Annotated in this window: 21 protein-coding genes and 2 pseudogenes; 9 read left to right on the forward strand and 14 right to left on the reverse strand. The window is 68.3% G+C overall.

Features of this window, described 5'->3' with window-relative positions; genetic code table 11:
- The first annotated feature begins 420 nt into the window (after positions 1–420).
- Complete coding sequence (locus AB0D12_RS32170; protein ID WP_362690700.1) at positions 421–735, forward strand: hypothetical protein; 315 nt, start codon at positions 421–423, stop codon at positions 733–735.
- A gap of 59 nt (positions 736–794) precedes the next feature.
- Positions 795–2,105 carry a DUF3533 domain-containing protein gene (locus AB0D12_RS32175; RefSeq protein ID WP_362690703.1) on the forward strand — a complete coding sequence of 437 codons (1,311 nt, stop codon included), beginning with the start codon at positions 795–797 and terminating at the stop codon, positions 2,103–2,105.
- Positions 2,106–2,160: 55 nt separating this feature from the next.
- On the opposite strand, the gene AB0D12_RS32180 is transcribed toward AB0D12_RS32175, so the two are convergent.
- Positions 2,161–2,679, reverse strand: a complete 519-nt coding sequence (locus tag AB0D12_RS32180; RefSeq protein ID WP_362690829.1) for a helix-turn-helix domain-containing protein — start codon at positions 2,677–2,679, stop codon at positions 2,161–2,163.
- 294 nt (positions 2,680–2,973) lie between these two features.
- Here AB0D12_RS32180 and AB0D12_RS32185 point away from each other — a divergent pair, with 294 nt between their 5' ends.
- From AB0D12_RS32185 to AB0D12_RS32195, 3 genes are all read left to right on the forward strand, one after another.
- Positions 2,974–3,282, forward strand: coding sequence for a nuclear transport factor 2 family protein (locus tag AB0D12_RS32185; protein WP_362690832.1), 309 nt, complete (start codon positions 2,974–2,976; stop codon positions 3,280–3,282).
- A 154-nt stretch (positions 3,283–3,436) separates the two neighbouring features.
- Positions 3,437–5,269: a Na+/H+ antiporter NhaA gene (gene nhaA / locus AB0D12_RS32190; protein WP_362690835.1), complete on the forward strand. Its 1,833-nt coding sequence runs from the start codon at positions 3,437–3,439 to the stop codon at positions 5,267–5,269.
- A gap of 171 nt (positions 5,270–5,440) precedes the next feature.
- Positions 5,441–6,652, forward strand: a complete 1,212-nt coding sequence (locus AB0D12_RS32195) for a serine hydrolase domain-containing protein (RefSeq protein ID WP_362690706.1) — start codon at positions 5,441–5,443, stop codon at positions 6,650–6,652.
- A 220-nt stretch (positions 6,653–6,872) separates the two neighbouring features.
- Here AB0D12_RS32195 and AB0D12_RS32200 read toward each other — a convergent pair whose 3' ends face one another.
- Positions 6,873–7,439, reverse strand: a complete 567-nt coding sequence (locus AB0D12_RS32200) for a hypothetical protein (protein ID WP_362690709.1) — start codon at positions 7,437–7,439, stop codon at positions 6,873–6,875.
- Between the two features lie 969 nt (positions 7,440–8,408).
- Here AB0D12_RS32200 and AB0D12_RS32205 point away from each other — a divergent pair.
- Positions 8,409–8,963: a hypothetical protein gene (locus AB0D12_RS32205; protein WP_362690712.1), complete on the forward strand. Its 555-nt coding sequence runs from the start codon at positions 8,409–8,411 to the stop codon at positions 8,961–8,963.
- 124 nt (positions 8,964–9,087) lie between these two features.
- On the opposite strand, the gene hemC is transcribed toward AB0D12_RS32205, so the two are convergent.
- Positions 9,088–10,023, reverse strand: coding sequence for a hydroxymethylbilane synthase (hemC, locus tag AB0D12_RS32210; protein WP_362690715.1), 936 nt, complete (start codon positions 10,021–10,023; stop codon positions 9,088–9,090).
- 158 nt (positions 10,024–10,181) lie between these two features.
- The gene (locus AB0D12_RS32215) at positions 10,182–10,352 is read right to left on the reverse strand and encodes a hypothetical protein (RefSeq protein WP_362690718.1); all 171 of its coding nucleotides are present in this window, start codon (positions 10,350–10,352) and stop codon (positions 10,182–10,184) included.
- A 243-nt stretch (positions 10,353–10,595) separates the two neighbouring features.
- On the opposite strand from AB0D12_RS32215, the gene AB0D12_RS32220 reads away from it, so the two are divergent.
- The gene (locus AB0D12_RS32220) at positions 10,596–12,431 is read left to right on the forward strand and encodes a sulfatase (RefSeq protein WP_362690721.1); all 1,836 of its coding nucleotides are present in this window, start codon (positions 10,596–10,598) and stop codon (positions 12,429–12,431) included.
- A 120-nt stretch (positions 12,432–12,551) separates the two neighbouring features.
- Here AB0D12_RS32220 and AB0D12_RS32225 read toward each other — a convergent pair whose 3' ends face one another.
- The 3 genes and pseudogenes from AB0D12_RS32225 to AB0D12_RS32235 all read right to left on the reverse strand — a co-directional run bounded on the left by AB0D12_RS32225 (position 12,552) and on the right by AB0D12_RS32235 (position 14,724).
- Positions 12,552–13,574 carry a zinc-dependent alcohol dehydrogenase family protein gene (locus AB0D12_RS32225; protein WP_362690723.1) on the reverse strand — a complete coding sequence of 341 codons (1,023 nt, stop codon included), beginning with the start codon at positions 13,572–13,574 and terminating at the stop codon, positions 12,552–12,554.
- Between the two features lie 155 nt (positions 13,575–13,729).
- Entirely contained in the window at positions 13,730–14,230 is a 501-nt protein-coding gene (locus AB0D12_RS32230; RefSeq protein WP_362690725.1) for a pyridoxamine 5'-phosphate oxidase family protein, read from the reverse strand.
- Between the two features lie 202 nt (positions 14,231–14,432).
- A pseudogene (locus AB0D12_RS32235) lies at positions 14,433–14,724 on the reverse strand (VOC family protein).
- Positions 14,725–14,730: 6 nt separating this feature from the next.
- On the opposite strand from AB0D12_RS32235, the gene AB0D12_RS32240 reads away from it, so the two are divergent.
- Positions 14,731–15,540, forward strand: a complete 810-nt coding sequence (locus AB0D12_RS32240) for a Cof-type HAD-IIB family hydrolase (RefSeq protein WP_362690727.1) — start codon at positions 14,731–14,733, stop codon at positions 15,538–15,540.
- 366 nt (positions 15,541–15,906) lie between these two features.
- Here the strand turns inward: AB0D12_RS32240 and AB0D12_RS32245 are convergent.
- The 6 genes and pseudogenes from AB0D12_RS32245 to AB0D12_RS32270 form a co-directional block, all read right to left on the reverse strand.
- Positions 15,907–16,285: pseudogene (locus AB0D12_RS32245) on the reverse strand (alpha/beta hydrolase fold domain-containing protein); the annotation flags it as partial.
- A 65-nt stretch (positions 16,286–16,350) separates the two neighbouring features.
- Complete coding sequence (locus tag AB0D12_RS32250; RefSeq protein ID WP_362690730.1) at positions 16,351–16,548, reverse strand: hypothetical protein; 198 nt, start codon at positions 16,546–16,548, stop codon at positions 16,351–16,353.
- A 56-nt stretch (positions 16,549–16,604) separates the two neighbouring features.
- Positions 16,605–17,057, reverse strand: a complete 453-nt coding sequence (locus AB0D12_RS32255) for an organic hydroperoxide resistance protein (RefSeq protein ID WP_362690838.1) — start codon at positions 17,055–17,057, stop codon at positions 16,605–16,607.
- A gap of 117 nt (positions 17,058–17,174) precedes the next feature.
- Positions 17,175–18,686, reverse strand: coding sequence for an ATP-binding protein (locus tag AB0D12_RS32260; RefSeq protein ID WP_362690733.1), 1,512 nt, complete (start codon positions 18,684–18,686; stop codon positions 17,175–17,177).
- The gene (locus AB0D12_RS32265) at positions 18,683–20,341 is read right to left on the reverse strand and encodes an FAD-dependent oxidoreductase (protein ID WP_362690736.1); all 1,659 of its coding nucleotides are present in this window, start codon (positions 20,339–20,341) and stop codon (positions 18,683–18,685) included. Before AB0D12_RS32265 ends, AB0D12_RS32260 begins: the two co-directional genes overlap by 4 nt.
- A gap of 151 nt (positions 20,342–20,492) precedes the next feature.
- Positions 20,493–21,716: a SpoIIE family protein phosphatase gene (locus AB0D12_RS32270; RefSeq protein WP_362690739.1), complete on the reverse strand. Its 1,224-nt coding sequence runs from the start codon at positions 21,714–21,716 to the stop codon at positions 20,493–20,495.
- A 333-nt stretch (positions 21,717–22,049) separates the two neighbouring features.
- On the opposite strand from AB0D12_RS32270, the gene AB0D12_RS32275 reads away from it, so the two are divergent.
- Positions 22,050–23,363: an MFS transporter gene (locus tag AB0D12_RS32275; protein WP_362690742.1), complete on the forward strand. Its 1,314-nt coding sequence runs from the start codon at positions 22,050–22,052 to the stop codon at positions 23,361–23,363.
- 70 nt (positions 23,364–23,433) lie between these two features.
- On the opposite strand, the gene AB0D12_RS32280 is transcribed toward AB0D12_RS32275, so the two are convergent.
- The gene (locus tag AB0D12_RS32280) at positions 23,434–24,057 is read right to left on the reverse strand and encodes a hypothetical protein (protein WP_362690745.1); all 624 of its coding nucleotides are present in this window, start codon (positions 24,055–24,057) and stop codon (positions 23,434–23,436) included.
- Between the last annotated feature and the right edge of the window lie 75 nt (positions 24,058–24,132).

Genomic DNA, 24,132 nt, shown 5'->3' on the forward strand with positions numbered 1-24,132 from the left:
CGTCGTGACGATGAGGCGGCCGTCTCGTAGGTGACGTCCACCAACTCCCCTGCATTCCTGCCCCGTTCGCGGCTTCACGTTGCAGAGTCGGGGTACGTTCGCCCGCCGCGATGCGCGCGCTTGGGAGGCTGGATCTTTGGGACACAGCGGCGAAGACACGTCCTGGATGAACAAGCGGGCACCTTGAGAGACCGAAGGCGCAGCGCACTGCCCGCACCCGCGTTGAGCAAGGCGCGGGAGCGGGCCCGGGACACGGACTGCTCCGCCCCCCGAACCCGACACCGCACCTCATGACCGTCAGCCGGAAGTTACCGTCTCCGCATTGGCGATGAGCATGTCCAGGAGCGACAGCAGGGCACCGTGGACGTCCTCGCGGGAGCGGGCGTCGAGCATGAGGATGGGCGTGTTCGGGTCGCTCGGGTGCAGGGCCGCACCGATCCGCTCCGCGGTGTACGGCTGCTCGCCGTCGAAGCAGTTCTCGATGCCGTCGAGGTCGTCGATACCGACGCCCGCCGCCGTCAGTCGCTCTTCGGTGCGCAGCGGATCGAAGGGGCCGGGATCTCACCGCCCGCCAGGATGAGCAGGTTCTGGATCTGCCGCCGCATGCCACCGTCAGCCGGCCGGCTCCCATGCAACAGGAACGGCGCCTTCGACCTGGCTCCGCACTCCGCCGCCGACAACGTCCCGCGAGCGACCCGGCGAGGCGCCTCGCCGTCGCCGACAGGCCTCACTTAACTGTCGCAAGAGGCCGTGTGCGGACCTTCGGTACACCGGCTGCTTTCCCGAGGAGAGTCATGCCTTCGAACCAACACCCGCCGGGGACGACCGTGGGGCAGGTGCTGCGGAACCCGAAGATCTGGGTGCTGCCCACGGTCATTGTCGGAGTGCTGTCCCTGTTGCTCTCCCTCATCTACTTGGGTGGCATCCTCAACCCGCGCAGCGATCTGCATCGCATGCCCATCGGGATGGTCAATGCCGACCGGGGCGCCACGGTGATGGAACAGCGGGTGAACCTGGGAGCGCGAATCACCGCGGGCATCAAGACCTCACCCGACCCCAGGGACCAGGTCTCCTGGCGGGTGCTGGACGCGGCCGAGGCCAGAGACGGCCTGGCCTCGGGCAAGCTGTACGGGGTTCTCGAGGTGCCACAGAACTTCTCCGCCTCGGTGGCTGCGCTGGAGACCACCGGGCAAAAGGCCCCGGACAGACCGACGATGACCGTGTTGACCAATCCTTCGGCCGGCAGCCTGGGCGCGTCGTTGGCCACCTCGATCGCCCAACAGGCAGCACACGCCGCATCGAAGCAACTGGGCCGCTCGCTCACTGAGCGCCTCCAGGCCCGAGACGGTCAAGTGACCAACGCCGAGCGGCTCCTGCTCGCCGATCCGGTCTCGGTCGAGGTGAAGGTCGGTCATCCGATCGGCACGCACAGCGGCCTCGGGCTGAGTGCCTTCTACTACACGCTGCTGCTGGTCCTGGTCGGCTTCCTGGGCGGCAACGTGATCAGCAACAGCGTCGACGTCGGCCTCGGCTACGCGGCCAGCGAGATCGGGCCCCTGCGCAGACAGCGGCCCACGGTGACCATCTCGCGCACGCACATGCTCATGGTCACCTGCGCGATGTCGGTCGTACTGTCCTTGCTGACATCCAGTCTGATCCTCCTCGCCAGTGTCGCGATCCTGGGGATGGACGCCCCCCACATCCCGCTGCTCTGGCTCTTCTCGGTGTGCGCCTCAGCCACGGTGGGGGTCGGCGTCCAGGCCCTGAACGCCGCGTTCGGCGGGATCGGGCAGCTGATGAGCATGTTTGTCTTCATCGCCCTGTCGCTGCCGTCCTCCGGAGCCACCATCCCGCTGCAGGCACTGCCCACCTTCTATCGCGTGCTGTCCTACTTCGAGCCAATGCGCCAGCTCACCGACGGCGTCCGGGCGATCCTGTACTTCGACGCCCGCGCCGATGCCGGCCTCACCCGGGGCTGGACCATGATGGGCATCGGGTTGGTGGCCGCCCTGCTCTTCGGCTTCGCCATGACCACGTACTACGACCGCAAGGGTCTGCACCGCATCGTGCCCGAGCCCGCCGAGCAACCCACGGCGAGCAGCTGACTCTGCTGCCCGACCGGCGCCGGGGGCGTCGGTGAACGCCTCGCCCCTCAAGCGGCTACGCCGGTCGCCTGCGACCTTCGGGGTTGTTGGCGTAGCGGGCGCGCATTGCGTCACTGGCGGCGGGGCCCGCGGTGAAGCGGTACGCGTCACTGTCATCGAGCCGGTGGCCGGTCACGGCGTCGACAACTATGGGCTCGACCTCCTCGCCGCTCTTCGCGTCCACAAGGATCATGCTGCGCTGGGACGGGTCGAGGCGGGCGTTGCCCCATGCGGCCAGCGCCACGATCACCGGGCGCAGGGAGCGGCCCATTTCGGTGAGGACGTACTCGTGGCGTACGGGGTTGGTCTGGTACGGGCGGCGTTCCAGCAGGCCGTCGGCGACCAGCGTCTTGAGCCGGGCGGTGAGCATGCTCGAAGAGATGCCCAGACTGTCCTGGAACTGGTCGAAGCGGGTGTAGCCGTCGAAAGCGTCGTGGAGGATCAGCAGCGTCCACCACTCGCCGACATGCTGCACCGTCGTGGACAGCGGGCACTCGCGGTCCTCCAGCCTGATCCGGCTCGCCAAGGTGACCATCTCCAATGAGTTGCTGCTAAAGTCGAAGTTACTAGCTTCTATCTTAGCAGTTACGACGGGAGCGGGGCTGTGGCCAGCCCGTGCCCGGGATCGGATCCCGTGTGATGTCCCCTCGTCATCGACGGCGGCACCACCCCCGCCGTCTGAAACCACGCGGCCTGAGAACACGCCGTCTGAAACCACGCCGTCTGAAACCACGCCGTCTGAAATCCGCCGACAACCACAGTCAGGACCACAACGAACGCCAACCAGGCCCCGGGCCGGCCCATCGAGCCGGCCGCACTCCCCGAGGCGATCACCCGCTACCTCAAGGCCCATCGCGCCCACGACACCGCCACGGCGATCACCGCGTTCGCCGCTGACGCAACGGTGATTGACGACGGCCACACCTACAACGGCAGCGCAGCGATCGAGAAGTGGCTGACCCGCTCCGCCGGCGAATACACGTACACCATCGAGCTCACCGGTGCCCAAGAGGTCGACGGCACCCGCCACATCGCCACTCACCATCTCAAAGGCAACTTCCCGGGCGGGGTCGTCGATCTGCGCTACCAGTTCACGCTCCGCGGCGGCCACATCGAACTGCTCGTCATCGAACCCTGAGACATGAGGCGTGTCGGGCCAATGCGACCCGGCGTGCGACACGGTGACGAGTGCGCGACAGCAGGCCCAACCGCTGGATGCGGGAGAGAATCACGAAGTGACCGAACCTTCAGCGGCTCCCGGCCTGGCCGGGCAGACCGTTTGCGGCGACGCCATGCGAACGCCGTGGCGCGATTTCCTGCGGACTGAGACGGGCAGTGCCACGTTCCTGCTGGTCGCGGTGGTGGCGGCGCTTGCTTGGGCAAATATCGGGCCGACCTCCTACGAAGCCTTCTGGGGCACGCACCTGTCGATCGAGGTGGGTTCCCACGGCGTGTCGCTCAGCCTGCGCGACTGGGTCAACAACGGTCTGATGACGCTGTTCTTCTTTGTCGTCGGACTCGAAGCACGCCGAGAGTTCGACATGGGCGAGCTGCGCGAGCGGCGACGCGTGACACTGACCCTGCTCGTCGGCATCGCCGGCATGCTCGTACCGGTTGCCATCTTCCTCGGCATCAACAGCGGCCACGCCTCGGTGCACGGCTGGGGCGCCGCAATGTCCACGGACACCGCCTTCGCCCTGGGGATGCTCGCCCTGCTCGGCTCGCGCCTGCCGACGGGCCTGCGCCCTTTCATCCTCACGGTCACCGTCGTCGACGACTTCGTCGCGCTCGGCGTCATCGCCGTCGCCTACAGCGACCGCATCGCCGTGGCCGCACTCCTGGTGGCGCTGGGCCTCTTCGGCGGCATTCTGCTGCTGCGGGCCGCCGGTGTACGCCAAGGGCCGGTGTACGCGTTGCTCGGCGTCGCGACATGGACGGCACTGCTGAAGTCCGGCGTCGACCCTGTCGTCACCGGTCTGGCCGTTGGACTGCTCACGTACGCGTATCCGGCGGCCCGCAGCGACCTGGAGCGCGCGAGCGGCTTGTTCCGGCTGTTCCGTGAACAGCCGACGCCGGAGCTCGAGCGCTCGGTACGGCAGGGACTGGCATCGGCCATCTCGCCGAACGAACGGCTGCAGCAGATGTTCCACCCGTGGACCAGCTATGTGATCGTGCCGCTGTTCGCGCTGGCCAACACGGGCATTCCCGTCGGCGCCGAGCAGCTGTCGGCTGTGGTGGGGTCGCCGGTCACCATGGGCATCCTGCTCGCCCTCGTCCTGGGCAAACCGGTTGCGGTCCTCGGTATGTCGTGGCTGGCGAGCCGGCTCAGCCACGGACAGGTGCGTCCGCCGGTCGGCTGGGGCGCGACGGCGGCCGGCGGCACCATCGCGGGCGTCGGGTTCACCGTGTCCCTGCTGATCGCGACCCTCGCCTTCACCGGCGACCAGCTCGAAGAAGCGAAGATCGGCATCCTCGCAGCGGTCGTCTGTGCCTTCGCCCTCACCTGGGCGGTCACGGCCGTGATCGGACTGCTACCGCGCCGTACGCAGATTCGTGCACTGTTGGGCGCGACGGAGGGCATCGTCGACCTGGCCTCGGCTGTCGACGACGAACGCGATCACATCCGTGGACCCCGGGACGCACCGGTGACCGTGGTCGAGTACGGCGACTTCGAATGCCCCTACTGCGGTAAGGCGGAACCCGTCATTCGCGCTCTCCTGGCCGGCTTCGGGGATGTCCGCTACGTATGGCGGCATCTGCCCCTGACCGATGTCCACCCCCATGCCCAACTGGCCGCGGAAGCGTCCTGTGCCGCAGCCGCCCAGGGTGCCTTCTGGCGGATGCACGATCTCCTCCTCAAACGCCAGGACGCCCTGAAGGCCTCCGATCTGGTCGGCTACGCGGCAGAGCTCGGCCTGGACGTCCAGCGTTTCGAGCACGACCTGCGGAAGCGGGTGGGCGCCGCGCGGGTGGCCGAGGACGTGGAATCCGCCGACCACAGCGGCGTGTCCGGGACGCCGACCTTCTTCATCAACGGAGTACGCCACCACGGCGCCTACGACATCGACCATCTCTCCGCCGCCGTACGAACGGCCCGCCAGCGCGCAGCCGTCCAACAGCCATAGCTCATCCAGCAGCCACAGTTCGGAACCTACGCCCGCGACAACCGCAGCGTCAGGAGCAGGAAGAGCAGGAGTTCCCCAAGGTGCGCGCGGAAAACCGCTCAAGTCGCTGGACCTGTGACCAGGGCCTACGATTCTTTTGGAGCTTTGTCCTCTCATGACGGGAGCCGGCTCATGACGCGCTTGCACACACGGCTGCGCAGGGGGGCGGCGGGCGCCGTGGCGGCCGGGCTGCTGATGATCTCGGTGTCCGCGGAATCCGCGTACTCCCAACCCGCCCCGGCACCAGCCGTATCCTCATCGTCCTCGTCCGACTTCCCGCAACTCACTCCCGCTGTGGCCAAGCAGTTGGACAAGGCAGTCACACAGGTCATGCGCGAAGCGCACGTGCCCGGCGTGACGGTTGGACTCTGGGCTCCCGGCAAGGGCAGTTACGTCCGCGCGTTCGGGGTCGCAGACAAGGCGACGGGCGCGCCCATGTCCACCGGCTTGAACATGCGGCTCGGGAGCGAAACCAAGACCTTTACCGTGACTGCCCTGCTCATGCTGGTCGACCAGGGCAAAGTCAGCCTGGACGACCCGATCGGGAAGTACGTGGACGGTGTCCCCAACGGAGACCGGATCACTCTGCGCGAGCTGGCGGGCATGCGCAGCGGACTCTTCAACTACACCATGGATCCCGACTTCTTCAAGGCACTGACAACCGACCCCCGACGACCGTTCACGCCGCAGGAGTTGCTCGCGTACTCCTTCAAGCACCCCGTGCAGTTCCAGCCCGGTGAGAAGTTCGAGTACTGCAACACCAACTTGATCCTGGTCGGCCTCGCCGTGGAGAAGGTCAGCGGTCAGCCCCTCGCGGAGTTCATCAACCGGAACGTCGTCGCACCGGCGGGCTTGGACCACACGCTCTTCCCGAAGGCCGCGGAGTTCCCGGCCCCGCACGCCCACGGCTACACCAACCAGACGGCGACCGGCAAGACCGAGGACGCGACGGACTGGAACCCCTCCTGGGCCTGGGCCGCCGGAGCCATGATCTCCGACCTGAACGACATGCGTACTTGGGCCGGCACCCTCGCCACCGGCACTCTGCTCCGCCCCGCCACGCAGGCCCAGCGCCTGAAGATGAGCCCGAGCGGCCTGCCGAACACCGGTTACGGCCTGGGCATCTTCAACGTCGCGGGCTGGATCGGCCACAATGGCTCGCTGCCCGGCTACGAGTCCCTGGTCGTCTACCTGCCGGAGTCGAAGGCGACCCTGGTCGTGCTCCTCAACACGGACATCGGCTACAAGGGCTCTGAACCAAGCACTCTCTTCGGCCAGGCGATCACCAGCATCGTGACCCCGCAGCACATCTTCAAACTGCCCGCCCAGCCGGCGGGGCGGTGAGCCCGGCCGAGCCGCGCCGGCGCTGACCGGGGTCTTCATCTGCCCCCGGCTCTGGGGAGCAGGCGCCATTCTCATGGTGCTCAGCCGGAGCGCCCGCTCCCCGTCTTTTCTGGCCATTGGCATCGGTTTCGTCGCCTTGGGACACATCGTGAAGCCAACGCAATTTCCCAAGCCCGCTGGGCAATCCGTCAGCTCCGGAGGTCAAAAGCCGAGCCAGGTCTCACCCGGACGAAGGAGCCGGCTGTTCCGCCGAGGGATTGCCGGTGAGAGCGCTGTAATAGACGGATTTCTGCTGCTTGGTGCGCTCGCTCTGGTTCTTTGCGACCGATGATTCCAGGGCGTTGCGCACCAGTGTGACGTTGACCGTGCGCTCCGGGTGCGCCTGCGCCAGCTCCTTGGTGACTTCGGCTGCTGACCGCGGTTCATGGTGCTCGGCGAGCAGGGCGACGACGAGTTCACGCAGCGGCGGCCCGGCAGGTTGTGCCTTCGCATCGGCCTTTCTCTTCGGCCCATTCTTGGGGCGCTTGCCCTTGCCGGCAACCACGTTGGCGCGCCGCGCCCTGGGAACCGCTGAGGTCGTTGCCGCTGGGGTGTCCTTGGCAGGGGCGGCCCCCAGGGTTGCCTGCATGCTCACCAGCATCTCGTGATCCTGTTGCAGCGCCTCAAGCTGGTCATGCAGTGCGGCAGCCTCGGACTTGAGGCGTTCTTGTTCCCTCGCGTTGGCCTCGATGTCGGCAGCCACTTGGTTCGCATATTGGGATTTCAGGGTGGGGTTGTTCTCCGGCACGACAGCTCTCTTTCCTCGTACCTGTGTTGCTGCCGGATGCTACCCACACTGACCGTGGTTATAGAACGCTGAAGTAGCTGGTAAGTCTCGTACGGCCCTGCCGGCACGAGTGAAGTGCCGCCGACACCGAGTCCCCCGTCGTGCGTCCAGGGCACCGAATGACTCGTCGACAAGCGGTAGTTCGGGCCGCCGCGCGCGAGGGCCCGGCCCAACTCCGAATAGTGTGCGGGATTCTGCCGGGTGAGCGACGACCGGCAGCATCGCCAGGAAGTGACTGCAGCAAGTCACCACCCTGATAGCCGGACACCAAATGTGACGCCCACGCGATTTCATACTCGTCGACGCGCCACCGCCAACCATGCACAAGCTCGTTGGCTCGCCGGCTCCGAGGCTGGACAGCTGTGCGTGATCGCACGCCGTAGCCCTTGACAGCGCCTCCTCACGGCCCGCAGGATCGCCCCGTGAAGCTGTCAGACAGCCAGACAGGTGGCCCGGTCGCCCGGTGCGGAGCTCTCGCCGGCCCCTCGCCCGCCCGGTGCGCTACCTGCCGTGGTTCACGCCCGTGAGATCGACACTCTCGTTGCGGCCCGCGCCGAGCCGGGCGGTGCCTGACCGGGCGCGCTCTTCCCTGCCGCTGGGGAGGGAGCCGCTACCTGCCCTTCGCCGTCAGCGGTCCGCAATGGCGTGACCCGAATTCCCTCTCCGGCAGCGGCAATGAGCGCCGCAGAAACCGACCACGTCCAGGACAAGGCCTAATCGATGCAAACCCAGACAACACGGCGCATCCATCCGTGCCCACCCGTCCGCGCACACATGCCGACGTTGGTGTCGGTTGACGAGACCTCGAGTTCGACGTTGGCCTTGAGGCTGGGCCAAGCGGGTCTCGCGCTCGGCTCCGCTGTGCGTTGGGGAAGCGAGTCGGCCTGCGCCTCCGTACTGGACCGAAGACCGGCAATGATCCTGCTCGATGTGCCCACGACGGAGGCTGACGGGCTGGCAAGGCTCGTCCGGGCCGCATCTTTGATCGCCCCCGTCGCCGTACTGCGGCACGAAGGGCGGGATGCCGTCGCCGCGTTCACAGCCGGGGCGTTCGACGTCCTCGACCGGCAGAGACCGGCCGCTGAGCTGGCCTGGCGCATCCATGCCGACCTGAGACGCCACCCGCCCACGCCGGTGCCGCGTGGGTCAGCGGGGAGTACCGCCAGCCAGCGCCTCCTGTTCGACCTGATCGCCAGAGCGCAGGCTCCCGTCTGCTGCCACCATCTGAGACTGCTCCTGGGAACACCCTGCCTGCCCATGACGCTTCGGGCACTCAAGGCACGTATCCAACGGCTGCTGCCCGACTTCGCCGACCACGGACTGACACTCATCGTGGACCAGCAGTGGGGGCTGGCGACCTACCGCACCCGGAGCGCGGCTCCAGGCACCGGTGCCCCCGGCCCGCCGAAGTCGCGGCCACCCCTCGAACTGCCTGCGGCTCCCGTCCCACCCGCTTCAATCGTCCAGCTGCCCACCGCCACCTGAGCCGCCCCAAGAGCCACACAGCCCCACACGGTCAAGCCAGCGAGTGAGGAGCGGCCGGCCTGGGCCTGAACCTGCGTTTCAGCATCTCAACGCTCACACAGCTGATGGCAGCTGAAGGGGATCTTCAGTGGGCGATACTGTCGATCAGCTCACGTGCGCCCTGGCGCAGCAGGGTGACGGCGACGGATGTGCCCAGGGTGGCGGGGTCCAGGGGGCCGGCCCATTCGTGGGCGTTGAGGACGGTCTTGCCGTCGGGGGTGAACACGCATGCGCGCAGGGAGAGGTCGCCGTTGCGATGAGCCTTGGCGTAGCCGGCGATGGGGCTGTTGCAGTGGCCTTGGAGGACGTGAAGAAACATACGTTCCGCGGTGGTCTCGCGGTAGGTGTCAGGGTCGCCGAGGGTGCTGACGGTGTCGATGAGGGTGGTGTCGCCCTCGCGGCATTGCAGGGCGAGGACTCCGGCTCCGATCGGCGGGCACATCACCTCGGGCGAGAGGACCTCGGTGATCACGTCGGTGCGACCGATGCGTTCCAGGCCGGAAACGGCGAGGAGGAGGGCGTCGGCTTCGCCGGCGGCGAGTTTCTCCATGCGCCGGTTGGCGTTGCCGCGGAACGGAACGCACTCCAAGTGCGGGTGGGAAGCGGCGAGTTGGGCGACGCGGCGCACGGAGGAGGTGCCGATCCTTGTGCCGGCCGGGAGGTCGTCGAGCGTGAGGCCGTCGGGGTGGATGAGGGCGTCTCGGATGTCGTCGCGCTTGAGGAATGCGGCGAAGGTCGTGCCCGCGGGGAGGGGCCGGTCGGCGGGGACGTCCTTGACGCAGTGCACCGCGAGGTCCGCCTCGCCTGCGAGGAGGGCGGCATCCACCTCCTTGGTGAACGCCCCCTTCCCTTCGACCAGGGAGAGGTCGCCCATCCACTTGTCGCCGGTGGTCTTGACCGGGACCACCTCGGTCGTGGTGGCGGGGTGGAGCGCGGCCAGCTCGGCGCGGACGCGCTCCACCTGGGCCAGGGCCATGGGCGAGTCGCGGGAGACGATACGGATCAGCTCAGGGGCGGACATGCCGCCCACGATAGACCGTCAGATCCGTGCGCATACCACCGGCTTGGACGCCCATCTCAGCGGTGTGGCAGGCCGGTTGGGCTGCTCGGGCACGTGTGCGAGGTGGGCATCGGCACATGGCTGGTGGCCGGCGGGTTAGGTGGCCTGCGTCATCAGGTCTACGCGACGTACCGGCCGCCCGGCTCCGGCAGGTCGATGAGGCGGTGGAACATGCCCGGGCGGCAGTCGACGTACGCGAGGGAGAGGCGAGGGTCACTGTAGGTGTCGAGCCATGTGTCCGCGTCCGCAGTCTCGAAGGTGATCCGGGGATCTTCGCCCAGGGTGGCCACGACCGCCTGCCGGGCTTTGCCCGGCCTGCAGGCCGCCCCCGCCAACCAGTTCACCCTCGCCGGTGCGTACGCTTCCCGCTTGGGCGAACCGGTGATTGAACGGAAGCCGCCGGCAGGCCGTACAGATAAGGGCGGCCCCGAGCTCCCAGGCCTGGTCCGCCGTGCCACCACCGGGCTTCGCATGGAAGGACCTTCGGGTTGTCACTCTTCACGCGCCCTCGTCGGCGTCCGAATACGGACAAGATGGCGGAGGGCCTGACGCCGGACGATGCCGTCGCGGGTCAGAACGCCACCGCGAGTGACGGCACCGGCGTTCGTGAGGACGCCACCGCAGATGACGCCGCCAGTGACGCCCCGGACGACCGGGCCGACCCGGACGAGGCTGTCGCAGACGGCGGCTGGCGGGGCAAGCACCCGGCCGCGGCACAGGCCGTGGCGTGGGTGACCACCGCCTTGGCCGCCGTGCTTGTGCTCTTCGCCCTCCTCGTACCGAACGAACTCGGCCGCCTCACGCCCGGCGCGTTCGCGCGCATCCCGGTAGAGGGGATCTTCGGCGCTGCCGTGCTGCTCGTCCTGCCGCCGAAAGCGAGGCGGGTGGGAGCGGTCCTCGCCGGGGTCGGCCTCGGCCTGGTGACCATCCTGAACCTCCTCGACATGGGCTTCTACTGGGTTCTCGACCGGCCGTTCGACCTGGTGCTCGACTGGATACTGTTCGACGACGCCGAGTCGTTCCTCAAGGACTCCGTCGGCCCGGCCGGCGCAATCGGTGCCGTGATCGGGGTCGTGGTCCTCGTCCTCGCCCTGCTCCTCCTCATGACGCTGGCGGTCGTCCGGCTGAGCCGCCTCATAGCGCGGCACAGTGCCATGGCGACCCGCACCACAGTGATACTCGGGACCGCATGGATCACCTGTGTGGCGCTGGGCGTGCAGATTGCCGGCGTACCGGTCGCTTCCAGGAACACGGCCGAGCTCGCCCAGCACCGCGCGCAGGCGGTACGTGCCGGCATCAAGGACGAGCAGGAGTTCGCCAAGGAAGCCGGCGTCGACAAGTTCAGCGACACCCCGGCCGACCAGCTGTTGACCGGGCTGCGCGGCAAGGACGTCATCTTCGCCTTCATCGAGAGCTACGGCCGCAGCGCGGTCGAGGACCCGGCGATGGCGTCGCAGGTCGGCGCGGTGCTCGCAAACGGGACCAGTCGGCTGCGCGCGGCCGGGTTCTCCTCCCGGAGCGCCTTCCTCACCTCGCCGACTTTCGGCAGTGGCAGTTGGCTGGCGCACTCCACTTTCATGTCAGGCCTGTGGATCAAAAACCAGCAGCGCTACCGCAGTGTCACCTCGAGCGACCATTTGACCCTCACCGGCGCCTTCCAGCGCGCCAACGCCTGGCGAACGGTGGGCATCATGCCGGGCGTCACCCGGTCCTGGCCGGAGGGGCAGTTCTACGGCCTCGACAACGTCTACGACTCTCGGGAGCTCGGATACAAGGGCCCGAAGTTCAGCTGGGCGCCCGTCCCCGACCAGTACAGCCTTTCGGCCTTCGAGCGCCTCGAGCACGGCAAACCGGGCAACAAGCCGTTGATGAGCGAGATCATCCTCGTCTCCAGCCACAACCCCTGGGCGCCCATCCCCAAGACGATCGGCTGGGACAAGCTCGGTGACGGCTCCGTGTACAACGCCATCAAAAAGGAGGGCAAGGACCCCAAAGAGGTGTGGAAGGACGCCGACCAGGTGCGCACCGAGTACCGGCGTTCCATCGAATACTCGGTGAGCAGCCTCGTCTCCTACGTGGAGAAGTACGGAAACGACAACACCGTGCTCGTCTTCCTCGGCGACCACCAGCCCGCCTCGATCGTCACCGGCGCCCACGCCAGCCGGGACGTACCCATCGCGATCGTCGCCCACGACCCGGCCGTCATGGACCGGATTTCCGGCTGGGGCTGGCAGGACGGCCTGAAACCCGGTCCGAAGGCCCCGGTCTGGCGGATGGATTCCTTCCGCAACCGCTTCTTGACCGCCTACGGCCCACAGCCCGGCCACACCCCGGCGCCGCCAACCCGGAGTATCTCGCAACATCGGTAAGGACCCGTCAGGCTTTGCGACTCCGGACCCGACTCGGGAGCCCCTTTTCCTCCGGAGGACGAGATGCTGCTGCGCGGACCACTGGGCGGTGCCCGAGCGGGCGGGCCGCACAGCGGTGGATCATGACGTGACGAGTACCGCGACTCCGGTGACGCGACCGACCGCCAGATCTTCCAGGGCTTGGTCGGCCCTGCGCATCGGATAGCGCGTGACCCGCACCGTAGGCCGCAGCCGCGCTGCTTCGGCGAGGAAGGCACGGCCGTCCTCGCGGGTGTTGGCGGTGACGCTGCGCACGGTCCGCTCCTGAAAGAGATGCTGGTCGTAGTCGAGCGGAGGTACGGCACTCAGGTGGATACCGGCGATCGCGAGTGTGCCGCCGCGGTCCAGCGCCTCGAGCGCCACCGGCACAAGGCGCCCGGCCGGGGCGAACAGGATCGCGGCCTCCAGCGGCCGCGGGGGTGCGCCCTCTCCGGCGGACGTCGCCCCGAGCTCCAGCGCCAGCCGCTGCGCACGTGGCGACCGAGTGACGACATGGACCTCAGCACCCCGCGCGATGGCGAGCTGGGCGGTCAGATGCGCGGAGGCTCCGAACCCGTAGATACCGAGCCGGCCGCCGCGCGGCAGGTCGGCCCGCTGAAGCGCCCGATAGCCGATGATCCCCGCGCACAGCAGTGGCGCGGCTTCCTCGTCACCCCACCCTTCCGGCAGAACGTAGGCAAATCGGGCATCCACGACCATGTAGTCGGCGAAGCCACCGTGGATGTCCCAGCCGGTATAGCGGGAGTCGGGGCACAGGTTCTCCCGCCCGGTACGGCAGTAGTGGCACTGCCCGCAGGTTTCCGCCAGCCAGGCAGCCCCTGCCCGGTCACCGACGCGGAAGTTCTGAACGGCGGACCCCGCGGCGATCACCTCGCCCACGACCTCGTGGCCCGGCGTGCAGCGTGGCCTGTGGGGTGCCAGGTCACCCTCGGCCAGATGCAGGTCGGTCCTGCACACCCCGCAGGTGCGCACGCGCAGCAACAGCTCGCTCGGGCCGGGCGCGGAAGTCTCGCGCTCCACAAACCGCAGCGGGGCGGACGTGATCGGCCCGGGGTGCTCGACAACCCAGGCGGATGTAACCACTGGACTCGGGGGTACCGTCATCACTCTCCTGCCCGCTCTTGATCTCTCAGCCGGCGCGCGGCCCGTCGGCCGCCTCCGCCCTGGGTGAACAGAGAAGGGCCGGTGAGTCGAACGGACGCTGCCTCAGGGCAATTTCGTAGTCCAGGAGTGGTGGGGGCGTCCATTGCTGCACCCGCTCAGCCCCCCTGTTCCTCGGCACGTTCACGCACCAACCGCTCCACAGCACTGGGGATGGTGGTTTCGAAATCCAGGAGCTTCGCCCACTCGGGGGTAATGGCGATTCGGACCATCTGCTTGTAGAGCGACCGCACCTCGGCTTCGAATGCAGACCACTGTTCGTCGGTGACGTACTTCTTCCCTGCTTCCAGGAACTCGGCGGGGATACCTTCGACAAGTTCGGTGTCAGCCGTGCCACGGACGAGCAGCGCATGCGGTGGCTGCCGGCCGGTCGTGTCGATGCTCAGCGCTACCTTCGGGTTGGCGGCGAGCGCCCGCACCTTGTACGAACTTGGCAGGGTGCAGATGACGATGTCAGCGCCGGACCAGAGGAAGCCGAGGGGGATGACGCGTGGCCCTCCGTCCAGCCCGGTGTAAGCCACCCGAGCCGGGATGTCCGAGGACATGAGCTCGAGCGCGAGCGGCTTGTTCAGGACCTCGGCGACTTCTCTTCGATCCACTTCGGCCTCCTGCGGGGGCGTTTGGCCTGTCGGCAGAGCACGATACGTCCCGGTACCGCCCACTGCGCCGACGGCGCGCCCGGCATGCTGGGCCGCCTGAGGTGACCACCAGCTGCTGCGCCTCCTACGCAGGCGCGTTGTGGGCCCGCTCATGCAACGCCAGCCATTCCTGAAGCTCGATCAGATTTCCCTTCCGGGTCCTTCAGCTACCCGACCGCATCCGGTCGCCCATCGGATCCGGGTGCCGGGTGAACTCCGCCCCCCGGCGAGGCGAGCTCGGCGTGCGCGGCGTCCAGGTCATCCACCCGCAGCACCACCAGGGCCCGGTATCCGTTCGGATCACCCTCCAACCCCGGCAGCACACCGGCCATTTGCGCTCGGTCCTGCAGCGCGATCGCGGCGTGTCCGGTATCGGGACTGAGCTTGGCGTACGGCCGCCATCTTTCCAGCCCAGTTCGGGCTCCGGTTCCGAGCGCCGGGCGGTTCAGTAACATCGGGCGATGAAACCTCCTCGGTTGATCGCCACCGATCTCGACGGCACACTCCTGCGCCGCGGCGGCGTTCTCTCGGAGCGCACCGCGCGCGCCCTGCGCAGCGCCGTCGACGCCGGTGCGGAGATCGTCCTCGTCACCGCCCGGCCACCCCGGTTCGTCGACATGCTCACCACCGCGACCGGCCTGGTCGGAACGGCGGTGTGCAGCAACGGTGCCCTCGTCTACGACGTCGCGGGGCGCACCGTCGTCGAAACACGGGCCCTGCCGGTAGCCGCCGCCCGCCAGGTGGCCACCGTGCTCTCGGAAGCCGCACCCGGACTGGGCTACGCCGTGGAGACCGGCCATCAGGTTCTGTACGAGCCGGGGTTCGGACTTCGGTTCCCCGGGGGCGCCGACGCCGAGGTGGCAGTGGCGTCCCTGCTGGACCTGTGGCTGACCGATGTACCCATCACCAAGCTGCTCGCCTGGTCGGCGCAGCTCGATGCGGACTTCCTGCTCGCAGCCGCGGAAGCGTCGGCCGACGGAGTGGCACAGTTCACCCACTCGGGCGGGGTGGGTCTACTGGAGATCAGCGCGCCGGGTGTCAGTAAGGCAAGCACCCTCGCTGCCCTGTGCGCCGCGCGCGGAATCGACTCCTCGGAGGTGGTCGCGTTCGGCGACATGCCGAACGACCTGGCCATCCTGCAATGGGCAGGCACCGGCTTCGCCATGGCCAACGCCCATCCTGCGGTGCTCTCCGCGGTGCGGCGGCACACCGTGTCGAACGAGGAAGACGGGGTGGCTGTCATCCTCGAACAGCTCTTCAGCAAGGCCTGATCGGCTCGGACCGGGGTGGGGCGGCTGGGGTGAGCCGGTCACAGACGACGTGCTTGACCCGGGGTTGCTCGACCGCGTCGGCCGGCCGAGGGACAGCAGAGGTCACGCCGGACGCCGCCGGAGTCGCGGAGCCCACGGGGCCGGCCAGGTCATGACCCCGCCCAGCAGAAGGATGCGACGCTACGACGGGCGCCGGAGACCGCATGCCCATGGAATGGCCGTCCAGCGCTCGTTTCCGGCGTGGCGGGCACAGCGACGTACGTCGTTCGTCTTGGCTGTGCTGCGACTGCAACCCGCCCCGCCGGGCGCGGGCGTGCGCCTTCCGGCAGCGGATGCCGGAGGGTCCGCGCGCAGCGGCGAGTGCGTTCAGCCCGCGGGGTGCAGGGCGGTGCGCAGCGTGGCTACCGCCTGGGTGATGGCTGCCTCGGCGGCGTGCGTACCGCGCAGGGCGTCGAGCATGACGAAGTCGTGGATGATGCCCTGGTAGCGGGTGGCGGTGACGGGGACTCCTGCCTGGCGGAGCTTGTTCGCGTACGCCTCTCCCTCGTCGCGCAGGACGTCGGCCTCGCCGGTGATGACGAGCGCCGGAGGCAGTCCGGCCAGCTGCTCGGTGGTTGGCTCGCAGCGGCGAGGCGGTGATCTGCGCCCGATCGGCCTCGTCGGCGAGGCACTGGTCCCAGAACCACTGCATGCCGTCGCGGCGCAGGAAGTAGCCCTCGGCGAACTGCTGGTGGGAGTCCGTATCGCCCCTGAGCCTGGATCAGGTGCTCGCGCAGCCGACGCCCGGCGAAAGCACCGCCGCGGCTCCGGTCAGCACCGAAGCCGGCCGTAGTGTCGAGCCAGCGCGTGGAACGAGTCCTTCGGCTCCCAGCTCCAGTCGGACGCGGGGTCCCCGGGCGTCTCCTTGACCGTCTTCACAATGCTGTAGCTCGCCATGTCGAGGTCGCAGCGTGGCTCATGCCGGTGCGGGGCATCGGGGCTGACGAAGTTGTACACCATCGCGGCCACCGCCCATCCACCCGGCCAGGGTGAATGCGCGGTGATGGACCTTCTGCGACGTCGGCTCACCCGCCCCCGAGCGAGCCGACGTCGTGACCGTTGGCGGTCAGCGTGACGTCGATGTTGCCCCGTGTGGCATTCGAGTACGGACACACCTGATGTGCGGCAGCGACAATCCGCGCTGCCTGCTCGGGATCCTGAATCTGCGGCAGGGTTACATGGAGCTCCACCGCGATCTTGAAACCACGATCCTCGGTGGGAAGGAGGCTGACGCGACTGTCGATCGAAACGTCGCCCGCCTCGATACGTTCGCGACGACCCACCACGCCGAGTGCACCCTCGAAGCAGGCCGCCCAACCCACTGCGAAGAGCTGCTCCGGGTTCGTGCCACCCCCATCGCCGCCCATCTCTTTGGGCACACGGAGCTGGACGTCCAAGACTCCGTCATTTGTGCGCCCATGGCCGCTTGTGCGACCGCCTGTCACGGTTGCCTCCGCCGTGTAAAGAACTCGTGCCATCTCGACCTCCACTCTGGATCTCCCGCCGACCCACCGCACCCCCCACGCCGCCGAAGCAAGTGACGGCGACACGACGGGGCGTCCGGGGCAGGACCGTTCCGGCAGGGGATCCCTCTCTCACGCGGGCACCTCTCCTGTCCGGACGGCAGGTTCGGTTCGGGAGTTCTCGGCAGCACCGGGCGGCGGTTCCTCGGGGTTCGAGGGCGGTGTGATCGGCAGGCAGACGCGGAATCTCGTGTCGCCCGGCTGCGAGTCCACTCTGATGTCGCCATGGTGCTTGTTGACCACGATGCGGTAGGAGATGTCGAGGCCCAGACCGGTGCCCTCGCCCACCGGCTTCGTAGTGAAGAAGGGCTCGAAGATCCGCGGGCGAATGTCGGCCGGGATGCCGGAGCCGGTGTCGCGGACCTCGACGAAGAGTCGGTCGCCGTCGCGCCAGGTGGCAATCGTGAGGGTACCGCTGCCGTTCATCGCGCCGAGTGCGTTGTCGATGAGGTTCGTCCAGACCTGGTTGAGCTCCGCGCCATACGCCGGAATGGGCGGCAGGCTGCGGTCGTACTCCTTCACCACCCGCACGGCCGGGGGGATTTTGGCCTGCAGCATCACCACGGTGGCGTCGAGGAGTTCATGGACGTCGACGGGCTGCTGAGCGGCACGGTCGAGCTGGGAGTACTGGCGTGCCGCATCCACCAGACCCAAGATGCGGTTGACGGCATCCTCGATCTCTCCCATCAGGAGCTCGGTGTCGATCGTGTACGTCAGCCATCCCACCGCGGCCTGCCGGTTCTCGTCGCCCAGGCTGTCGGTCGCCTCGGACAGCCATGAGGCGTCGATGCCGCCGGCGACCAGGGTGGGGGCGATGTCCCAGGGCCGGCCGACGTCGTGGTCCTCCAGCCAGTCGGTGACTTCGTCCTCGGCGTCGGAGGCGTCGATCGCCGACAGCTTGGGGGCGTTGGAGGCGCGCTGGACGGCCGCGTCCTGCATCTCGACCAGGTGGTGCAGACGGGTGCCGTCCACACGGCCGTCGGCGATGAGGGCGAGCTTGTGGCGCATCTTGGTGACCCGGTCGCGCAGCGAGTCGGTGGCACGTACGGCTGCCGCCGCGGGGTTGTTGAGCTCGTGGGTGAGTCCGGCGGTGAGCGAGCCGAGGGCCTCCAGGCGTTCGCGTTCGCCGATGATGGTGTTACTGGCACGGGTGCCGAAGAAGAGGCCTTCGAGCAGATGCAGGGCCATGGGGAACCAGGTGCGTACCGCGTGGGCGAACTCTTCGGCGGGCAGCACGAAGAGTTCGACGTCCGTGATGGCCTGCAGCGTGTTGAGGTAGGCCTGGTCCACCCGGTCCCCGAGGTAGGCCTGAGTGGCTCCGCTGTAGACACCTACCTGATCGGTGCGACCGAACTCGATGTCGTCCCCGTGGAGGCGGCGGACGAGAGCGACCGTGCCACTGAGAAGCACGAAGAAACAGGTGGCGGCCTCGCCCTGAGAGTAGACGGGCGCTCCACCGGGTCGCGCCTCGACGCGGCCGCGCTCGGCGAGCCAGGCCAGTTGCTCGTCGTCGAGGGCCTCGAAGAGGAACAGGGCCTGCAGTTCGGCCGGGCTGAGCCTGTCGCGCGGGCTCGGGGTATTCATTGCGCCTCCAGGTAACGGTGCACCAGGGAGACGGCCATGGCTCCCTCCCCCACCGCGGATGCGACCCGTTTGACCGATTCGGCCCGTACGTCGCCGGCGGCAAAGACACCGGGCACGCTGGTCTCGAGATGGTAGGGGTCCCGTGACAGCGGCCAGCGCGCGGGACGCGCTCCCCCGGACAGCAGGTCGGGACCGGTCAGCACGAAACCCCGTTCGTCACGGGCGACGACACCGTCGAGCCATTGCGTGGGCGGTTCCGCGCCGATGAAGACGAAGAGCCATGAGGCATCGGTCGTGGTGACGGCACCCGTGCGGTTGTCACGCAGTATCAGGCGCTGCAGATGCCTGTCGCCCTCGCCGCCCGCCACTTCGGTGTGCGGGTGAACCTGAATACTGGCGATGTCGTCGATCTGCTGTACCAGGTAGTGCGACATCGACCGGGTCAAGTCGGTTCCCCGGACCAGGAGATGGACGCGGTCGGCGTAGCGGGAGAAGTAGACGGCGGCCTGGCCGGCGGAGTTGGCCCCGCCGACGATGTACACGTCTTCCCCCGTGCAGCTGGCTGCTTCGAAGGAGGCCGAGCCGTAGAAGACGCCCGCTCCGGTGAACTCATCAAGGCCCGGCCCCTTCAGCCGCCGGTACGACACCCCCGTGGCCAGCACGACGGTATGCGCCCCGATCGAGGTCCCGTCGCTGAAGTGCAGCACCCGGCCTGCCCCCGCCGCCTCGAGCGACACCACTTCTCGGGCGCTGAGGATCTCGGCGCCGAAACGGGTGGCCTGCCGACGTGCGCGTTCCGTCAGCTGCGCCCCGGACACTCCGTCGGGGAAACCCAGGTAGTTCTCGATACGGCTGCTCTGGCCGGCCTGCCCTCCGGTTGCGCTCCGCTCCACCAGTACCGTGCGCAGCCCCTCGGAGGCCGCGTATACAGCGGCGCCGAGACCTGCGGGGCCCGCGCCGATGACGACAACGTCGTAGAAGTCTGAGGCCGGGGTGGTGCTCAGCCCGACCTGGGCGGCAAGCTCGGCCTCGCTCGGCGCCTGCAGGGCTTTGCCGTCGGCCGTGATCACCAGCGGCACGTCGTCGGCGCTGAGCCCGGCCGCATCCAGCAGCCGCCTGCCTTCGGGGTCGTCCGCGGCGATCCAGATGTAGGGCACAAGATTGCGGGCAAGGAATTCCCGCACCGCGAACGATGGCGCCGACCAGCGGTGGCCGACGATCCGTGTCTCCCCCGCCTCCGGGTCGGGCGCGCTCGCCCACACCTCCAGCAGCGCATCCAGCACCGGATAGAGATTCTCCTCCGGCGGGCTCCACGGCTTGAGCAGGTAGTGATCGAGATCGACGATGTTGATCGCATCAATGGCTGCGCCGGTGTCGGCGTACGCCGTCAGAAGCACCCGTCTGGCCAGCGGGAAGAGGTCCATGGCCGCTTCCAGGAACTGCACCCCGTTCATCGTCGGCATGCGGTAGTCGGCGATCACCACCGCGAGCGGCTCGCCTCGCAGTTTGACCTCCCGCAAAGCCTCCAATGCCTCTTTACCCGAAGGTGCGCGGAGCACGCGATACCGCTCGCCGTACCGGCGCCGGAGGTCGCGGGCGATGGCTCGGGACACCCCCGGATCGTCGTCGACGGTCAGGATGGTCGGCTTCGCCATGTCCACCATCATGCGCCGCACCGATATCCATTGCGATGCGAGAACCCAACGCGACCGGGTTCGGCTCCGGCAACGGTCTCCGGAGGCCGGAGCGCGGCGCTCCGGAAGGGATCCTGGCGGACGGCACCCTCAGCCACAACGCCGGCGGGCGTCACAGTCGGACGATGACAAGGGCGATGTCGTCGCGGGCCCCGCCACTCACGTCGAGACGGGCCAGAACGGCGTCAGCGAGGCCTTCCGCTCCGAGTCGCCGGTGGTGGGTCAGGGCATCGGTGAGGCGGGCGAGGCCGATGTCGATATCTTCGCCTCGGCGCTCGACAAGTCCGTCGGTGTAGAGCACGAGGGTGGCGTCGGAGATGTAGGCGCGGCTGCTCTGGGGGCGGGGAGCGTGTGCGGGTCGGGCGCCCAGCGGCGGGTCGGTGGCCTGGTCCAGGAGCTCGCAGGCACCGTCCGGATGCAACAGGATGGGCGGTGGGTGGCCGGCGCTGCTGTAGGTGATCACGCGGCGACCGGTGTCGATCAGCACCTGGGCGGCGGTGGCGGCCAGTGCCCCGTCGACGGAACGGGCGTAGAGACCCAGCACTTCCAGTGCTTTGGCCGGGCCTTCGACCGCCCGGGCCGCGGCGCTCAACGCGCTGCGGAGCATTCCCATGACGGTGGCGGCTTGCAGCCCGTGGCCCACCACGTCACCGACCGCTACGGCGAAGCAGCCGTCGGGAAGATCGACGATGTCGTACCAATCGCCGCACACGTTCAGCGATCCAATGGCGGGTAGATAGCGCACCGCAATGTCCGTGTGCTTGCTCAGATCGGGTACATGGAGCATGGCCTCCTGCAGAGCGAGCGCGACGTGGCGTTCACGGGCGTGTGCCTGGCGCAGTTCTTCGTTGAGTCGCTGCAGTTCGCGTGCCCGCGCGTAGAGCTCGGCTTCCATCTCCTCGCCCCCCGTGCTGTGGGTTGTGCCCGGGCGACGCGCGTGGATGAAGGCGGTTACGTCCTCGACCCGGTGAATGACCCATGCGACGGTGCCGTTCGGCTTCAGGACCGGGGTGTTGATCGTGGACCACCACCGCTCCTCGAACAGACCGGGCCTGTCGGTGAGTGGGATGTCATACCTCTGCAGGGCCATCGAGTCGGGCTTACGGGAGTTCAGGACGCGGTGGAGCGACGACTCGAGATTCGGCACCCCGTCGGCTTCGGGGTCCGCGGGATTGTCGGGAAAGGCATCGAAGACGTACTGCCCGACCAGTTCTTCTCTCGTGCGGAGCGTGGCCTGAAGATATGCGTGGTTGACGTCGACGATGAAGAAATCTGTGTCGAGCACCAGGTAGGGGCTGGGCGTGGCGGCAAACAGCGCTGCGTAGTCGAGAGTCATGCCATCACGCGCCTGCCCGTTCCTGCGGTCCATGGCCCTGCCCACTGATCAATCTACGAGGCTTCCAGCACTCCCGCGCGGGCTGAAGCCCGGGACTCCGGGGCCCCAGCCGTGTGTTCAGCTCCCTTCGCCCGGTGGACGGCAAACTCCCGCCGCCGGCGCATTGACACCCGCCCGCCTCGCCCCGACACTCATCGCAATCAAACAGTGAAATGTAGTTCACCAGGCGAACATAGTCGATCTCGCTCGCATCCAGGGACACATATGACTTCCACCGGTACACCGGGCGCGCGGAACCCGGACCCTGAACGACCGACGCACACACTCCGCAGCGTGCTCCCCGTCCTCGCCCTCTGCTGGCTCGCCGTCTTCTTCGACGGTATGGACGTCAACATCTACGGCGCCGTCATGCCGCACATGCTCGACGACCCCGGCCTCGGGCTGACCCCGGCCAGTGCGGGCACCATCGGAAGCTGGACCACCTTCGGCATGCTCATCGGCGCACTCGTCGCCGGGAACATCACCGACTGGCTCGGCCGCCGGCCCGTGCTCATCGTGAGCGTGACGCTCTTCTCCCTCGGCTCCGCCGTCTGTGCGACGGCCGGCTCCCCCGCGCTGTTCGGAACCGGCCGCTTCATCGCGGGCCTCGGCCTCGGCGGACTCATGCCGCTGTGTCTGGCCATGGTGATGGAGTTCGCGCCGCCGCGGCGCGCCGCACTGACCACCGGGCTACTGATGACCTCGTACCACTTCGGCGGCATGGCAGCCACGGGGCTCGGACTGACGGTGGCGCCCTCGGCCGGCTGGCGCTGGGTGTTCTGGGCGGGCGTGCTCCCCGCGGTGATCGTCGGGCCCCTGCTGTACAAGGTGCTGCCCGAGTCCCCCGGTGTGCTGCTCGCCCGCGGCGAGCGTGACCGGGCCGACGCGGTCGCCGACCGGTTCGGCATTCCCCGCCCCTCCGCCGTCGAGGCCCCGGACTCCGGAGCGAAGGGCCGCTTCGACGCCGTACTGGCCCTGTTCCGGCCGGAGTCCCGCTGGGCGACGCCCCTACTCTGGCTGGCCTCGTTCTGCGGTCTGCTCCTCGTGTACGGCGTGTCCACCTGGCTGCCGCAGCTGATGCGGGCTTCCGGCTACGGACTCACCTCCTCCGTCAGCTTCCTGCTCGTCATCAACGCCGGCGGCATCGTCGGCATGCTGATCGCCGGGCGTACGGCGGACCGGTTCGGCGCGGTCAAGGTCTCGGCGATCTGGTTCCTCCTCACCGCGGCGGGCGCACTCCTGCTGAAGTCGCACCTGCCGCTGGGGATCACCTACGTCGTCGTCGCCTTCACCGGGGTCTGGCTGTTCAGCGCCCAGGTGATGGTGTACGCGGCCACCAACACGGTCTACCGGGGCAGCGAACGCGCAGCGGGCCTCGGCTGGGTGACGGGCGTCGGGCGCACGGGTGCCGTGCTCGGCCCGTGGATGGGCGGCGCGCTCGCCCAGGGCGGCAACGAGAGCTGGGGCTTCACTGCATTCGCCCTGGCAGGCCTGCTCGGGGCGATCGCGGTGTCCCTCGTCCCGCTGGCGGCCCGGCTGGGCAGCCGTAGCGGGGCCGCGTCCGTACGGGCGGTGAAGGCGTCGCCGGTGACGGCCGCCGACGGCTGACCTCTCCCCGCCCCCCGGACAGACCAGGGCCGGCCGGAAGCGATCCCACTTCCGGCCGGCCCCTGGTCTTTCACTGGATGAAGTGCTCCCAGAACCTCACCGATGCCGGCGGATTGGCGGGGGCATCCTCGTGTTCACCCTCGTGTTCATCTTCATCTTCATCTTCGACGAACTCATGGCTGATGTAGTCGGCCAGGTCGACGCCGTAGTAGATGATGTCCGTGCCCCACATCGAGAGGACAGGCCGCCCGAAGGTTCCCTGTCCCGCGGGCAGGAACCGGTGCGCATGGACCGGAACCAGCTGCGGCACCAGCGCCAGATGGTTCAGCGCCTCAGTACGGGCGTCCTCGAGTGCAGAGGGACGGGTGCCCCACGCCGGATGCCAGTAGCCGTGTTCGACGCTTCGCAGGACTCCGTCGGTGGGCCAGGCGAGGCGATACCGCAGATCGTCCTTGTCGCCGCTACGCCAGTCGGGCCAGGGCTTCTCCCATGGCGCTGCCTCGTCGGGCGGTTGGCTGACCGGCAGGCCGGCTGCCAGGAAGGCGCGGTGGTCGTCGGAGAAACGGAAGCCGTATGTCGTCTCGATGCGGTGGAACTCGTCGTCGCTGAGGCCTGGTTCGATCTCGCAGCAGTCGGCCTCAGCCAGGCGACGTGCCGCTTCGGCCCCGAGCCGGGCCCCCTCGCTGTTGATCACGCATGCACCCTAGTCATCAGCAAGGGAAGCCTGCTCGGCATTCTTCTGTGCGCCCGTGCCCGGCTGTCGCCCTAC

Origin of the sequence: Streptomyces sp. NPDC048479, from assembly GCF_040651435.1 — a bacterium.
Classification (GTDB): Bacteria; Actinomycetota; Actinomycetes; order Streptomycetales; family Streptomycetaceae; genus Streptomyces.